The organism is Pseudomonas sp. GM24 (assembly GCF_000282235.1).
In the GTDB taxonomy this organism is placed as follows: Bacteria; Pseudomonadota; Gammaproteobacteria; order Pseudomonadales; family Pseudomonadaceae; genus Aquipseudomonas.
Map to the genome: position 1 here is coordinate 1 of NZ_AKJR01000153.1, position 14,190 is coordinate 14,190.

13 protein-coding genes are annotated in these 14,190 nt (G+C 59.6%); 5 read left to right on the forward strand and 8 right to left on the reverse strand.

Annotated elements, in window-relative coordinates; translation table 11 throughout:
* Positions 1-369 precede the first annotated feature (369 nt).
* Positions 370-1,011, forward strand: coding sequence for a LysE family translocator (locus PMI23_RS17490; RefSeq protein ID WP_007913084.1), 642 nt, complete (start codon positions 370-372; stop codon positions 1,009-1,011).
* Here PMI23_RS17490 and PMI23_RS17495 read toward each other — a convergent pair.
* From PMI23_RS17495 to PMI23_RS17510, 4 genes are all read right to left on the reverse strand, one after another.
* The gene (locus PMI23_RS17495) at positions 1,008-2,201 is read right to left on the reverse strand and encodes a GAF domain-containing sensor histidine kinase (RefSeq protein ID WP_007913086.1); all 1,194 of its coding nucleotides are present in this window, start codon (positions 2,199-2,201) and stop codon (positions 1,008-1,010) included. The genes PMI23_RS17490 and PMI23_RS17495 overlap by 4 nt on opposite strands.
* A gap of 140 nt (positions 2,202-2,341) precedes the next feature.
* Positions 2,342-4,519, reverse strand: a complete 2,178-nt coding sequence (locus PMI23_RS17500; protein WP_007913088.1) for a TonB-dependent siderophore receptor — start codon at positions 4,517-4,519, stop codon at positions 2,342-2,344.
* A gap of 274 nt (positions 4,520-4,793) precedes the next feature.
* Positions 4,794-5,633 carry a glutathione-dependent disulfide-bond oxidoreductase gene (yghU, locus tag PMI23_RS17505; protein WP_007913089.1) on the reverse strand — a complete coding sequence of 280 codons (840 nt, stop codon included), beginning with the start codon at positions 5,631-5,633 and terminating at the stop codon, positions 4,794-4,796.
* 111 nt (positions 5,634-5,744) lie between these two features.
* Entirely contained in the window at positions 5,745-6,365 is a 621-nt protein-coding gene (locus PMI23_RS17510; RefSeq protein ID WP_007913092.1) for a LysE family translocator, read from the reverse strand.
* Between the two features lie 166 nt (positions 6,366-6,531).
* On the opposite strand from PMI23_RS17510, the gene PMI23_RS17515 reads away from it, so the two are divergent.
* Positions 6,532-7,407, forward strand: coding sequence for a LysR substrate-binding domain-containing protein (locus PMI23_RS17515; protein WP_007913094.1), 876 nt, complete (start codon positions 6,532-6,534; stop codon positions 7,405-7,407).
* 59 nt (positions 7,408-7,466) lie between these two features.
* On the opposite strand, the gene PMI23_RS17520 is transcribed toward PMI23_RS17515, so the two are convergent.
* From PMI23_RS17520 to PMI23_RS17530, 3 genes are all read right to left on the reverse strand, one after another.
* A complete protein-coding gene (locus tag PMI23_RS17520; protein WP_007913096.1) occupies positions 7,467-7,877 on the reverse strand; it encodes a GFA family protein in 411 nt (136 codons plus the stop codon).
* A 2-nt stretch (positions 7,878-7,879) separates the two neighbouring features.
* Entirely contained in the window at positions 7,880-8,956 is a 1,077-nt protein-coding gene (locus PMI23_RS17525) for an alpha/beta hydrolase family protein (protein ID WP_007913098.1), read from the reverse strand.
* Positions 8,957-9,044: 88 nt separating this feature from the next.
* A complete protein-coding gene (locus tag PMI23_RS17530) occupies positions 9,045-9,971 on the reverse strand; it encodes a LysR family transcriptional regulator (protein WP_007913108.1) in 927 nt (308 codons plus the stop codon).
* Positions 9,972-10,094: 123 nt separating this feature from the next.
* Here PMI23_RS17530 and PMI23_RS17535 point away from each other — a divergent pair, with 123 nt between their 5' ends.
* A complete protein-coding gene (locus tag PMI23_RS17535; RefSeq protein ID WP_007913109.1) occupies positions 10,095-10,370 on the forward strand; it encodes a DUF2798 domain-containing protein in 276 nt (91 codons plus the stop codon).
* Between the two features lie 133 nt (positions 10,371-10,503).
* On the opposite strand, the gene PMI23_RS17540 is transcribed toward PMI23_RS17535, so the two are convergent.
* Complete coding sequence (locus PMI23_RS17540) at positions 10,504-11,274, reverse strand: APH(3')-II family aminoglycoside O-phosphotransferase (protein ID WP_007913110.1); 771 nt, start codon at positions 11,272-11,274, stop codon at positions 10,504-10,506.
* A gap of 185 nt (positions 11,275-11,459) precedes the next feature.
* Here PMI23_RS17540 and PMI23_RS17545 point away from each other — a divergent pair, with 185 nt between their 5' ends.
* Positions 11,460-13,247 (forward strand): thiamine pyrophosphate-requiring protein, encoded by a 1,788-nt coding sequence (locus PMI23_RS17545; RefSeq protein ID WP_007913111.1) that lies wholly within the window; start codon positions 11,460-11,462, stop codon positions 13,245-13,247.
* Positions 13,248-13,335: 88 nt separating this feature from the next.
* Entirely contained in the window at positions 13,336-14,106 is a 771-nt protein-coding gene (locus tag PMI23_RS17550) for a DUF72 domain-containing protein (RefSeq protein ID WP_007913112.1), read from the forward strand.
* Positions 14,107-14,190: the final 84 nt, after the last annotated feature.

Consider the following 14,190-nt stretch of genomic DNA (forward strand, 5'->3'; position numbering starts at 1 on the left):
CCCGGATCAATCCCTCCACTCAGCCTTCCGACGTCGCCCGTGGATCAAGATCAAGATCAAGAGCAGGCGAGCTGACACTCGGCCTATTGAGTGGTGAAGAGCGGGGGGCGTGGTCGGCTTTGGATTTGTGGTGGTGCTTCCGCTCATCGGAACGCCGCCCGCCCAGCCCTCTCCCGAGGGAGAGGGAGCCGATTTGTGGGCTTTTCAAAACCTGAGTTCAACGCGGTATCGCACGTCGGCGTACCTCTCCCAAACACCACGGTCAGTCCCCTCTCCCTCTGGGAGAGGGCTAGGGTGAGGGGCTTTTGATCTGGGCTATGCAGCAGGTTGCTGTAACATGCTGCGACTTCACTTATGCGAGCAGCGGAAATGGATTCTCACTCGATATTGACCTTCACTCTGGTCGCCGCAATTGCCATCGCCAGCCCCGGGCCGGCAACTTTGATGGCGATCAATAACAGTCTCGCGCATGGGCAGCGCAGCACGATCTGGTCTTCGCTGGGCAATGCCAGTGGTTTGTTCTGTCTGTCGGCTGCGGCGATGTTGGGGCTGGGGGCGTTGTTGGCCAGTTCGGAAATTCTGTTCAATGCGGTAAAAATCATCGGGGCCGGGTATCTGTTCTACCTCGGGGTCAAGCAGCTGTTCAAGAAGGGCCCGATGCTGCCGGAGGGTGTCGAGGGGGAGGCGAGCATGGTGCGGCCGACTCGCGGCAAGTTGTACAAGTCGGCGTTCCTGACGGCGGTGACCAATCCCAAGGCGACGATGTTTTTTACCGCATTGTTTCCGCAGTTCATTGATCAGGGCGCCGCGCTGTTGCCGCAGTTTCTGATCCTGACTTCGATCTTCATGGCGTTGTCGGTGTCGTCACTGAGCGTGTACGCCGCGTTGGCTTCCCGCGCCAAGGGCGTGCTGACCCGGCCGGCGTTGTCCCGTTGGGTCAGTCGTGTGGTCGGTTCAACGTTTATCGGTTTTGGCGCAGCGATTCTGACGATGCGTCGGCAGGCGGCTTAAACCCATTTGAACCGGGCCGGGAATCTCGCCACGAAGCAGGTTCCCAACTCGGCGCTTGAGGTCACGCTCAAGGTGCCGTTGTGCGCCGTCGCTATCTGCGACGCGATATAAAGTCCCAACCCCAAACCCTCGCAACGCTGCCCGGCTTCGGCGCGGGAAAACGGTTCGAACAGCAGTGGCATCAGCTGCGCTGAAATCGGCGTGCCCTGATTGGTCAGGGAAATCACGATCTCGTCGTTTTCTGCACAAGCATTGAGGACGATCGGTGTGCTGTTCGAGCCGTGGGTAACCGCATTGCCCAGCAGATTGGAAAGCAATTGGCTGATCCGTAGCACATCGCAATAGACGCCTGCCGGGACATCCAGTTCATGAATGAATTTCGCCTGCGGATGGGACGCCTGAACCTCGGCAAGGGTCAATTGCAGGGTGTGCTGCAAGTCGTCCACCAGCTTGCGCTGCACCGGAATCCCGCCGCCCAGGCGTCCTCGGGCAAAGTCAAGGATGTTTTCGATCAGCACGCCCATGCGCACCGAGCTATTGCGGATCGCCGCAATCAGGTTGAGCGAGCGCTTGTCTTCGGTTTTGCTTTGCAGCAGGTCGGCGCTCATGCGCACGGCGCTCAGTGGTGTGCGCAAGTCGTGGCCGAGTACGGCGATGAATTGCTCGCGCAGGCGCCCGAGTTCATTGGCGTTGTCCAGCTCGATTTGGGTCGCTTCCAGATGGCGTTGCGTGTCCAGGTTCATGGCGATCAATTGAGCGAACAAGGTCAGTGTTTTGGTAATGGCCGGTTCGTCGATATTGGCCGGGACCGAGTCGATAGCGCACAGAGTGCCGAAGAAGTCGCCATTGGCTTTGACGATGGGAATGGAGATGTAGCTTTCCAGGCCATAGGTTTTCGGCGTGTGGTGCAGCGAAAAGACCGGGTGCGCACTGGCGTGCCCGAAAATCACCGGTTGTTGATGCTGGCGGATCTCGTGGCAGATAGTCGATTCAAGTACCAGTTCGCCACCGGGTTTGAGCCCGAAATCAATAGAGTCATCGACGGCGCACGCCACCCAGTTGCTTTCGGTGACCCGCGCTACCGCAGCGAAACGCATGCCCGTGAGGTGCTTGACCATGCTCAGGATGACCGGAACAGCTTCAATGCTGCGGATCGCGTCGATGTCGGGGGTAAAGGCCGGATTGGTCATAGCGCGATGCTTCGTGAAGAGTTCGCTCAGAGACTAACGGTTATTACTGCTTATGACTAATGAAGAGGCCAGAAAGTACAAGGGCGCCGTGGATGTCCCCGGCGCCCTTGTTTATTGCTGCTGATCAGAACGTCAGTGACTCAGAACTTGTATTTGGCGGTCAGCATGTAGCTGCGCGGGTTGCCATAGTTGTCGTTGGAACCCCACGTGACATTGGAGCCGATGGCGGAGTAGTAGACGCGGTCAAAGATATTGTTCGCGTTAACCTGAAGATCCAGGTGTTTGTTGACCTCGTACCCGGCCATCAAATCAGTGACGGCGTAGCCACCCTGTTCGAGGCGGTAGCTGCCGTTATTGGCCAGGGCGACATCGTTGTACATGCGGCTCTGCCAGTAAACGTTGCCACCCACGCGCAGGTGTTGCAGCGGACCCTGGAAGCGGTACACGGTGGAGACCTTGAACAGATGCTCAGGCGTGTCGGTATCGAAACGCTGATTGTTGTTCGTCGGGTTCTCGTCTTTGATGTAGTGCGCGCGGGTATAGGTGTAACCAGCGCCGACCTGCCAGTTGTCGGTCAGCGCGCCTTGCAGTTCCATGTCCACGCCTTGGCTGCGGATCTTGCCCGATGACCCGTAGCAGGTCAGGACCGGGCAACCGAACTGATTGTCGGCCAGGGTGGCGCGGCCGGTCTGGTCCATCTGGAACACCGCCAGACTGGCGTTGAGGGCGCCGTTGAAGTACTCGCCCTTGATGCCCACCTCGTAGTTTTCGCCGACGATCGGCTCGAGCACCTTGCCGCCGAGGTCCTTCTGGGTTTGCGGGGTGAAGATGTCGGTATAGCTGGCGTACACCGAGTGATGGTCGTCGAGTTTGTAGATCAGACCGGCATAGCGAGTGACGTTACGAGTGACCTTGTAATCGCCATCGCCGGAGCGATCATCGTAGTCGTACCAGTCGAGACGGCCGCCGAGGATCAGCGTCAGCGGATCGGCCAGGCTCAGGCGGGTGGTCAGGTACACCGCGTCCTGGGTGGTGACGTTGCGGGTTTTGCCGTCACGCACGAAATCAGGCTTGGGCGCGCCAATCGGCCAGGCCGTGGTGTACGGATCGTATTCCTTGGTGGTCGCGTCATATACGCGGTTGCTGGCGCCGACCACCAGTTCGTGGCTGCGGCCGAACGCTTCGAACGGGCCGCTGGCAAACACGTCGAGCGAGTGTTGCTTGTCGGTGTGATGGGATTGATAAGCGGTGGTTTCCAGCGGGCCCGCGTAACGCGACAGGTAAGTCCCGGAGAACTCGCCGTCGAGGGTCGAGGACGAGCCGGCGACGTGCAGTTTCCAGTCATTGTCGAAGCGATGCTCGACTTCACCGAACACGGTGTCGATTTGCAGCTTGCGGTTTTCCCAGTCGGTACCCGGGTAGGTGGAGCGGGGCAGATCGAGGTGATGGCCGTTGGTGCCAATCGGCAGGCCGCCCCAGAAATAGTTGGTTTGCTCATTCTGCCGCGAGAAGCCGAGAGTCGCGGTGGTGCTGTCGCTCAGGTCGGCTTCACCGATGGCGTAGAACAAACCATGATCGTTTTCTTCCTTGTCGCGGAAGCTGTCGGCGCCCTGGTAGGAACTGACCACGCGGCCACGCAGGGTGCCGCTTTCGTTCAACGGGCTGGAGGCGTCGATCTCGCCTCGGTAGTCATCCCAACTGCCGGCGGCGCCAGTGAGGGTGACGCGTTGATCGGCGGTCGGACGTTTGCGCACCAGGTTGATCGCCGCCGAAGGGTTGCCGGCGCCGGTGACCAGGCCAGTCGCACCGCGGACGATTTCGACGCGATCGAACATCGCCAGGTTCGGTTGCACCGCCATCGAAAAGGGCGAGTACGAACTCGGCAGACCATCGTACATGATGGTGTCGATGTCGAAGCCGCGCGAGCTGTAGGTCTGTCGACCCGGACCGCTGGCCTGACTGAGGAACAGTCCCGGCGTGCCTTGCACCACATCGTTGATGCTGGTCATGTTCTGGTCGTCCATGCGCTGACGGGTGATCACCGTCACCGCCTGAGGCGTTTCGCGCATGGTCAGCGACAGCTTGGTCGCCGTCCGCATCGGGCCAGTGGTGTAAGACCGGGTGTCCTCGGTGGTGCTGCTCATCTGCGTGGCGCCGATTTCCGTCGCATCCAGTTCCAGCGTGGTCGGCGCGGTTTTTTCAGGCGTGGCGGGCGTTGTCTCGTCGGCCAGTGCCGGTGCGATGCTGGCCATGCAGATGGCGAGCGCCAACAGGTTAGGTGAACGGTTTGAACGGCGGTGAATGGTGCGAAACGACATCAATCTGCTTCCCCAAATGATACGAAAACGAATCCAGTGCGAGTGCGTGTAGGAATTATTCGCATTAGTGTGTCAGATCATTCCGGGTGAAGAAAGCCGTACGGCTCAGTTAGTTAACGAATTTTTCACAATTGGCTGACCGCTCTGTGGCGCGGGTTGGCGCAGAGTCGTGGTTTTTTGGGGGGCAAATGAGATGTAGCAGACCGGTCACAAAGGTCGGTGACCGGCGCTGCTGAGGGGCGTGCTCAGTGGGTGAATATGACGAACAGGGTTGTCAGTTCAGATCGCTGGCGTCGTGCCGCTCGGGCACTTGAGTCGCTTCATCGCCCCACGTGCGATTGACGCGTTGCCCACGAATGACTGCCGGCCGTTTGGCGATGTCTTCGGCCCAGCGCTGCACATGCGTGTATTCGTGCGCCGCGAGAAACTCGGCGGCGGAATAAACGTTGTTGCGCACCAGTTGCCCGTACCACGGCCAGACCGCGATGTCGGCGATGGTGTAGCTGTCGCCGGCCAGGTAGGCGCTTTCGGCCAGGCGCCGATCGAGCACATCCAGTTGGCGCTTGGCTTCCATGGTGAAGCGGTTGATCGGATACTCCATCTTTTCCGGCGCATAGGCATAGAAATGCCCGAAACCACCGCCCAGGTACGGCGCGGCGCCCATTTGCCAGAACAGCCAATTCAAGGTTTCGGTGCGGCCAGCCGGGTCTTTCGGCAGGAAGGCGCCGAACTTTTCGGCCAGATACAGCAGGATCGAACCGGATTCGAACACACGAATCGGCGGCTCAACGCTCCGGTCCAGCAGCGCCGGGATTTTCGAGTTGGGGTTGATCTCGACAAAACCGCTGGAGAACTGATCGCCTTCGCCAATGCGAATCAGCCAGGCATCGTATTCGGCAGCGCTGTGTCCCAGCGCTAGCAGCTCTTCCAGCAGAATCGTGACTTTGACGCCGTTGGGCGTGGCCAGCGAGTAGAGCTGCAGCGGATGTTTGCCGACTGGCAGCGTCTTGTCATGGGTGGGGCCGGCAATCGGTCGATTGATACTGGCGAACTGTCCTCCTGACGGGGCTTCGTTTTTCCAGACCTGGGGCGGAACATACGGCGCTTTGCTCATCTAAGGGGCCTCTTCGTTGGCAAGTGGAAAAAATACCTCGCTGATAAGAGACAGGACACCACAGAACTCGCTGTGTAATCCAGAGGTCGCCAGGCTAAATGTCCCCTGCATTCAAGACTGGCCAATCCCCGGAATCAATAAACACGCGGCAAGGCCAATCAGGGCGGTGCCAATCACCCGGTCAATGACTCGCTGTTTTTCCAGCATGCGGCGGCGCAATCCCTCTGTGGAGAAGAACAACGCGACCAGACTGAACCACAGCCAGTGGGCCAGCGACATAAACAATCCGTACGCGAAGTTGATGGCGAGCGAGCTACCGGCCTGAACAAACTGGCTGTATGCCGCGACGACAAACAGCATGGTTTTCGGATTCAGTGCATTGGTCAGAAAACCGCTGCGAAACACCGCCCAGGCTGAGGGGGCCGAGCCGCCAGCGTCCGCAAACGTCATCACCGAGGTATTGGTAAAAGATTTGATGCCCAGATAAACCAGGTATCCGCCGCCCAGCAGTTTCATCGCCATAAACAACAAGGGCGACTGCGTGATGATCACGGCCACGCCAAACACCGTGTAGAGCACATGAACCTGCACGCCACAGGCGATGCCCAGCGCCGCCATCAAGCCACTGCGTCGCCCGAACGCGTAACTGTTGCGGGTGACCATGGCAAAGTCCGGGCCAGGGCTGATCACCGCCAACATCGTGATGGCGATCATCAGAAACAACTCATTCATCAACATTCTCCATTCATTATTTGCGCTACGTTAACTCACAGATGTCGCGCTGCATGACGCGACCCGGATCGTGATCAGTACAGCGTTTGGCGCAAATGATGAAGAATTGTCGTCTGCAGAAAAAACGATTTATAGTCGCGTAAATCTGTGAGAAATCGTCGTCTATATGAACTTGCCTCCATTGGCTGCCTTTCGTTTTTTCAACACCGCCGCGCAGACCCAGAGTTTCGTCAAAGCCGCGCAACAGTTGCACGTCACTCATGGCGCGGTGAGCCGTCAGGTGCGCTTGCTGGAGGAGGCGATCGGGGTCGAGTTGTTCGAACGACGCAATCGGGCAATCTTTCTCAATCAGGCCGGTCGCCTGTTGTTCGAGGTCACTCGACCGATGTTCGAGCAGTTGGAAGGGGTGGTTTATCGTTTGCAGCAAGAGCGCCATGACGATGTGCTGGTGGTGTCTTGCGAGCCGACCATCGCCATGAAATGGCTGATCCCGCGTCTGCCCGACTTTCACCGCAGCCACCCGCATATTCAGGTGCAACTGCTGACTGCCGGAGGGCCGATCGACTTCGCCCGTTCAGGTGCTGACCTGGCGATCCGCCGAGACGATTTTCACTGGGACGAATCGGTTCATGCCGTGACGATTTGCCAGGAGTGGATAGGCCCGGTTTGCCTGCCCTCGAAAAAGCCCGAGTCCGCTGATTTGCGCGGCGCCTGCCTGTTACGCAGCAAAACGCGTCCGCTGGCATGGGACAACTGGCTGCGGCTTGCCGGCCAAGGCGTACCGGACGGCAGTCGCGTCGACTACGAACATTTCTATCTGTGCATCCAGGCAGCATTGGCCGGCCAGGGCATCGGCATGGCGTCTTTTCTGATGGTGCAAAGTGAGCTGGAGTCCGGGCAATTGATCGCACCGTTCGGTTTTACGCAGGACGGATCGACCTACTGCCTGCTATCGCCACGGCCGTTCGAAAGCTGCGCCAACAGCACCGCCTTCCGAGTGTGGCTGACTGAAGCGATGAGTGTGTGCCGTTCTCATCGCTGACCTCCTGAACAGAGCTGCTGCAACGAACCTGTTAACGCCTGGCGCACAATCAGCTCAACTCAGCGCTGCGGCCATTGATCCTTGATTTCAAACCACGGCGCCTTCGACGTCACTTCGACGTGTTGCTGTTTTTCGCTGGTGAACGTTGTGTCCAGCGTGCCCAGCGCGACCGAAATCCATTCCCTGTGCTCACCCTCATCACGCGCCCAGAACAGTGACGAGCCGCAGTGCGAGCAGAACTGGCGCTGTACCGCTTCAGAAGAACGGTAAGACTTGACTTGATCGGCCCCCGCCAGCAATTCCAGATTCTGGCGCAGCACGCTGCCATAGCTGGCAAATGCCGCACCATGGCTTTTGCGGCACTGGCTGCAGTGGCAGTGCGAAAGTGCTTTGGGCCGTGAGCGGATCTGGTATTTCACCGTACCGCACAGGCAACTGCCCCGGAAGGTTTGAGGGGAGGGCGTGAGCATTATTATTGGGAGTCCTTATAAGTGATGGCGTGTTTCAGGCTGCCGGGTGACTGCGCCAGAAACCCGGTAATCAGGGAAATCACTTGCTGCTGAATCACCGCGCGTGGACGGCCACCCTCGCCATCGGTGCAGATGATGCTGTCGCCCGGTACGTCTTTGTCGAGTATGGCCACGGCGCCAGGTTTGCAGATCGCCATAAAGGTGAAATGGCTGGCGTCGCTGATCTCGACGAAGCGCGATGAGGTTTTCGGCAGGCGTTTGGCGAGGTCGACGGATTCCAGTTGCGCGGGCAGTTCTTTCGACGGTACGCCGGCGGCGATCACCAGGATCGGTACGGGGTAGGTCGCCAGGCTTGCATCGGTCATCCCGCGCGACAGGCCCAGGTCCAGTGACACCACGGCAGTGATGCGCTTGTCACGCCAATCGGCGGCGAGCTGAGCTTTCGATTGCGCCGAGCTTTCAGTGTTCATCTGTTTATACGCCGTGCAACTGATCAATTGCGTTTGGACTTTGCAGTCGTCGGCAAAGCGCTTGGGGTCGAAGCGCGCGCCGCCGCTTTCCAGCACCGTCCAGCCACCGAGAGAATGGCCGATAACGGCAATTCGATCCTTGGCCACCGTACCGAATTTACCCGGTTGCGCCGTTACCGCATCAATGGCACGGCTGAGGTCAACGGGGCGTTGCCACAGTTGCGCTGCTGCTTGCGGGCTGCGATCGCGGCTGGTAGTGCCGGGATGGTTGACCGCGGCGACGATGTAACCCTGATGGGCCAGCGCACTGGCCAGCCACGTCTGGTTGATCCAGCTGCCGCCGTTGCCGTGGGAAATCACCACCAATGGATGCTCACCCTTGGCGGCTGGGGCGTCGAGCACGGCTGGGGCGCCGACGAAGACCGGGTTGTCACCGAACAATTGGGGCGTCCCATCCGTGGTCGCACTCGGGTACCAGACGACCATTTCCAGCGGGCGCTCGTTGCGCGGGTCGGCCAGCGTGGCGTACTGGAAACCGACGGGTCCGGTATCAGCGAATACGTGGCTGCTCAAGCAGATCAGTAGCAAGGCGCCGAGAGACTTTTTCATTGTTGTTATCTTCCGTGATGGGCCGAATGGGCGAGGTGAACTTTGCCCGATTTCGCGCGCTTCAGCGAGCCTCTTTAATCCCTGCGTCTTAGGCATTTTCCATCGGCCAGCGTGTAGCCAGATGCGCTGTCAGATAGTCCAGAAAGGCTTTGACCTTCGGCGTCATCGCCGCGCGTTCCTGTACGCAGGCGTAGATGTCCATCGGCTCGACAACGGAGTGGGTGGCGTCGCTGTGTTCAAACAGCGGCACCAATTGCCCGCTCGCCAGATAAGGTGCCGCGACAAACTCCGCCAGCCGGGTGACCCCAGCGCCGTGGACCGCCATTTGCGCCAATGCATCGATGTCATCACTGACGGCGGTGGCATTGATCGGGGCATCGAAACGCCGGCCGTCGCGAGTAAAACTCCAGCGCAAAAAACGCCCGTCCAAGGGATAACGAAAGGCCAGGCAAGCGTGGTTTTGCAGGTCGTCTGGTGATTGCGGGCGACCGGCGCGTTGTAGATAGGCCGGCGCGGCGCACATGACGAAGGGCAGTGAAACGATCTTGCGCGCGACGATGCCGTCCTCCAGTTGCGGTTTGATCCGCAGGCTCAGATCGATGCCGTCCTGGATGTGGTTGATCTTGCCATTGGTGGTCGAGAGTTCGATGAGCAGACGCGGATGCCGAGCTGCGAAACCGGCGATCAGCGAGGCCAGCACATGGCGGCCGAACGCAGACGTCGACGCGATACTCAAGCGGCCTTGCAACTCGGTTTCATCGCTGCTGATCGAGCTTTGCGCGGCTTCCAGGTCCGCCGCAATACGGCGAACTTTCTCGTAGTAAACCGCGCCGTTTTCGGTCAGCGCCATGCTGCGCGTGGTGCGCTGCAACAGGCGCACGCCGAGATGCGCCTCCAGCCGATTGATCGTCTGGCTCACCGCCGCCGCGCTCACGCCCAAGGTCTTGGCGGCGCCGACAATCGAGCCGGCTTCAACCACTTTGATAAAGCTGGCAATCGCCGCTAACAGATTCATCCATGCCCCGTTGAGGGTTGATTCGTAAGTTCTGCTTTATAAAGTACCTGCGGTTGAGCGTCTAGTTGCAGCCGGAGGGCTTTGCTAACGTGCGGTCTCCCTGTCAATGGATGGAAACGCCTTATGAATCAACCAACAAACTCCGAAGCCATGATCCTTGGCCGTCGAAAGCTGTCGCCGCGCGCCACGCCTTATGTGTTTGCGCTGTACATGGCGACGATCATGGCGTTTCTGATGTCGCTGGTGATCACCGCTGCCAACTCCGGCATTGATAATGATTACCTGGGTAATGCCTTGCACGCCTACAAGCTGGCGATGCCTGCGGCGTTCCTGTGCATCCTCATCGTGCGGCCGATCGTGATCAAACTGGTCGCGTGGACAGTGCATCCGCATTGTTGAAAACCGCCACGTCAGCAGTGATTGTTCTGACGTCTTCGCGAGCAGGCTCGCTCCCACATTGGAACTCAATTCCGGGTGGCAGCGAGCCTGCTCGCGAATGGCCTCACCGCCAACCTGGAGGTCTTGTGGGGTCTCAGAAAAATTCATCGAGCAACTGATAAAAGGCGATCCGCTGCTGATCCGGCTCGACGCCATAAACCTCGAAAAACAAGGGCAGCCACTGCTCGCCGAGGTTGTCCGTGATGCTGTGCGCAGCCAACGCCAAATCCTGATAACGATCGGCAACGCCCAGGCGTCCGCAGTCGACAAACCCGCTGAAACGACCATTGGCAGCGAGCAGGTTGGGCAGGCACGCATCGCCATGAGTCACCACCAGATCCTCGTGCGCCGGGCGTGTGGCGAGCAACTGCTCGAACACTTCCTCGGCGGATTGTCCGAGGCGCGAGTCGTCGAAGTCTTCTTCATCGATCAGCCCGGCGAGCAGGTGTTCGCGGGCCCGTGTGATCTTCTGCTCCAGGCAATGATCGAACGGGCAACTGTCGATCGCGACCGCATGCAGTGCGCGCAACGCCTGGGCTGCGAGCGTGACGATCTGCTGCGGCGAGAGGTGCTCGCTGCTGGCCAGATCGCGACCGGCCACGGCGGTCATCAACAGCCAGTTGTGTTGCGCTTGCGTGGTGGTGTCGAGCACTCGCGGCGCCGGCAAATCCTGAGTCGCCATCCAGCGTAACCGCTGCACTTCACCGGGCAACTCGCCCCAGGTCATCACCTGTTCGGTTTTGACGAACTGCGGCGCAGCCCCGGCAGGCGTGATCCGCCATACATCAGCGCGCGATTCGCCAATGGTCTGCTGTTCAATGGCCGCACCGGCAAATTGGCTGCGCCATGCTGCTGGGAAATCCATGTCTTTTGTCCTTGTCATTATCGATGTGCGCATTGTGCCGCTCTGGCGGTTTTGTTCGCAAACAAGGATCGGCGCGCAGAAATCCATCGAAACTTCGCCAACGCCCCGAGTGTCCAGACCCTTACACCTCCCGGCGGATGTGCTGCCGGGACAGCTCCATGCAGCGGAGAAAGACGAGGATCGAGATGACGATGACAGTGGGAGATTTTCTGGTCGAGCGGCTCAGCCAATGGGGCGTTACGCGGATTTTTGGTTACCCGGGTGACGGCATCAACGGCGTGTTCGGCGCGCTCAGTCGGGCCAAGGGAAAAATCGAATTCGTCCAGGCGCGCCATGAAGAGATGGCTGCGTTTATGGCCTCGGCACACGCCAAGTTCACCGGTGAGCTGGGCGTGTGCATTGCCACTTCCGGCCCAGGCGCCTCGCACCTGATCACCGGCCTTTACGATGCGCGCATGGACCACATGCCAGTGTTGGCCATTGTCGGCCAGCAGGCACGCACGGCGCTGGGCAGTCACTACCAGCAAGAGCTGGATCTGGTGTCGATGTTCAAGGACGTTGCCGGGGCATTTGTGCAGCAGGCGTCGGCGCCTTCACAGGTGCGGCATCTACTTGATCGGGCCGTGCGCACGGCCGTGGGCGAACGCCGGGTAACCGCGCTGATTCTGCCTAACGATTTGCAGGAGCTGAAATACGAAGCACCGGCACGCGCCCATGGCACCGCGCATTCCGGGGTGGGTTACACGAAACCCAAAGTGTTGCCGTATGACGTGGATCTGCAGCGTGCCGCTGACGTTTTGAACGCGGGCGAGAAGGTCGCGATTCTGGTTGGCGCGGGGGCTTTGCAGGCGACCGATCAAGTCATCGCGGTGGCCGAAAAACTCGGCGCGGGCGTCGCCAAGGCTCTTTTAGGCAAGGCCGCGTTACCCGACGATCTGCCTTGGGTCACCGGCAGCATCGGCCTGCTCGGCACCGAGCCAAGCTACAAACTGATGAGCGAATGCGACACTTTGCTGATGATCGGTTCGGGTTTTCCCTACGCGGAGTTTCTGCCCAAGGAAGGCCAGGCGCGGGGCGTACAAATCGATTTGCAGCCCGACATGCTCAGCCTGCGCTACCCGATGGAGGTCAATCTGGTTGGCGACTCGGCGGAAACACTCGCGGCGTTGTTGCCGCTGCTTGAGCAGAAAACCTCCAGCAAGTGGCGCAAGAAAGTCGAAGGCTGGCGCGGTAGCTGGGAGAAAACCCTGGAAAGACGTGCGATGGCCAAAGCCGACCCGGTCAACCCGCAAAGGGTGGTGTATGAATTGTCACCGCGCCTGCCCGATCAGGCAATCATCACCAGCGACTCCGGCTCGTGCGCCAACTGGTTTGCCCGTGATCTGAAGATTCGCCGTGGCATGCAGTGTTCATTGTCCGGTGGGCTGGCCTCGATGGGCGCCGCTGTGCCTTACGCGATTGCCGCCAAGTTCGCCTATCCCGAACGTGCAGTCATCGCGCTGGTGGGCGATGGCGCGATGCAGATGAACAACATGGCCGAGCTGATTACCGTCGCCAAATACTGGCGACAGTGGGCGAGCCCGAAATGGATCTGCGCGGTGTTCAACAACGAGGACCTTAATCAGGTCACGTGGGAACAGCGGGTGATGGAGGGTGATCCGAAATTCGAAGCTTCGCAAAGCATCCCCGATGTGCCTTACCACTTGTTCGCCATCTCCATTGGCCTGAAGGGCATTTTTGTCGATCGCGAAGAAGACGTCGCCGCTGCCTGGGAGCAGGCACTGGCCTCGGAGGTGCCGGTGTTGATCGAGTTCAAGACTGATCCGAGTGTGCCGCCGCTGCCACCGCACATCAAACTTGAGCAGGCGAAGAAATTCGCCACGACGCTGCTCAAGGGCGATCCGGATGAGGCCGGGGTGATCCTGCAAACCGCCAAGCAGGTGCTCGGCTCGGTGTTGCCCGGAAAAAAGTAACCGGTTAATCGACAGGCAACTGTTGATCGTTCCCACGCTCTGCGTGGGAACGATCACCGATCGAGTGGGCACGACAAGAGGTAAGTTGATGATTTTCGTGGGCTGTGCAGGTTGGAGTCTGGGGCGCGAGCATTGGCCGGCGTTTTCGGTGGAAGGCTCGCAGTTGCAGCGCTACGCTTCGCGCCTCAACTGCGTGGAAATCAACAGCTCGTTCTACCGTCCCCATCGCCGGCAAACCTACGAACGTTGGGCCGATGGCGTACCGGAGGCCTTTCGCTTTTCGGTGAAAATGCCCAAACACATCACCCATGAATTACGTCTGGCGGGATGTGAGGCAGCGCTGGACAAGTTTCTGGCTGAGTGCGGCGCGTTAGGCGAGCGTCTCGGTTGCTTGCTTGTGCAATTGCCGCCATCACTGGCGTTCGACGCCACCATCGCCGAAGCCTTTTTTAAGATACTGCGTCAGCGCTTCTGCGGCCCTGTGGTGCTCGAGCCACGGCATGAATCGTGGGTCATCGCTGAGCCGATGTTGATGACTTGGCAGATCGCCCAAACAACCGTCGATCCCTCGCGCATCAGCAATGATGCTGCGCCCAGTGGCTGGGCCGGAACCCGGTATTGGCGCCTGCACGGCTCACCGCGCATTTACCACAGCGCCTACGATTCAACGTATCTGCTAGACCTCGCACAAGCTCTGCAATCAGCGGCCGCAGCAGGTGCTGCGACCTGGTGCATATTCGACAACACCGCCAGCGGCGCAGCGCTGGGCAACGCCTTGACGCTGGCCACACTGACGGCCGATTGGGAGCAGGAATGTGCGGCCGTGAAACTCAACCTGGCGAAGAAGCCCTCACCCTAGCCCTCTCCCAGAGGGAGAGGGGACTGACCGAGGTGTTTGTGCAAGTAACGCCGACTTGGAATGCCGAGTTGAACGCAAGATCTG

Bases quoted from the DNA above. Each gene is read 5' to 3' on its own strand.
- PMI23_RS17520 (WP_007913096.1), bottom strand. From the start codon at position 7,877: ATGCTCACGCCCTCCCCTCAAACCTTCCGGGGCAGTTGCCTGTGCGGT.
- PMI23_RS17525 (WP_007913098.1), bottom strand. From the start codon at position 8,956: ATGAAAAAGTCTCTCGGCGCCTTGCTACTGATCTGCTTGAGCAGCCAC.
- PMI23_RS17490 (WP_007913084.1), top strand. From the start codon at position 370: ATGGATTCTCACTCGATATTGACCTTCACTCTGGTCGCCGCAATTGCC.
- yghU (WP_007913089.1), bottom strand. From the start codon at position 5,633: ATGAGCAAAGCGCCGTATGTTCCGCCCCAGGTCTGGAAAAACGAAGCC.
- PMI23_RS17535 (WP_007913109.1), top strand. From the start codon at position 10,095: ATGAATCAACCAACAAACTCCGAAGCCATGATCCTTGGCCGTCGAAAG.
- PMI23_RS17550 (WP_007913112.1), top strand. From the start codon at position 13,336: ATGATTTTCGTGGGCTGTGCAGGTTGGAGTCTGGGGCGCGAGCATTGG.
- PMI23_RS17500 (WP_007913088.1), bottom strand. From the start codon at position 4,519: ATGTCGTTTCGCACCATTCACCGCCGTTCAAACCGTTCACCTAACCTG.
- PMI23_RS17510 (WP_007913092.1), bottom strand. From the start codon at position 6,365: ATGAATGAGTTGTTTCTGATGATCGCCATCACGATGTTGGCGGTGATC.
- PMI23_RS17545 (WP_007913111.1), top strand. From the start codon at position 11,460: ATGACGATGACAGTGGGAGATTTTCTGGTCGAGCGGCTCAGCCAATGG.
- PMI23_RS17515 (WP_007913094.1), top strand. From the start codon at position 6,532: ATGAACTTGCCTCCATTGGCTGCCTTTCGTTTTTTCAACACCGCCGCG.
- PMI23_RS17495 (WP_007913086.1), bottom strand. From the start codon at position 2,201: ATGACCAATCCGGCCTTTACCCCCGACATCGACGCGATCCGCAGCATT.
- PMI23_RS17540 (WP_007913110.1), bottom strand. From the start codon at position 11,274: ATGGATTTCCCAGCAGCATGGCGCAGCCAATTTGCCGGTGCGGCCATT.
- PMI23_RS17530 (WP_007913108.1), bottom strand. From the start codon at position 9,971: ATGAATCTGTTAGCGGCGATTGCCAGCTTTATCAAAGTGGTTGAAGCC.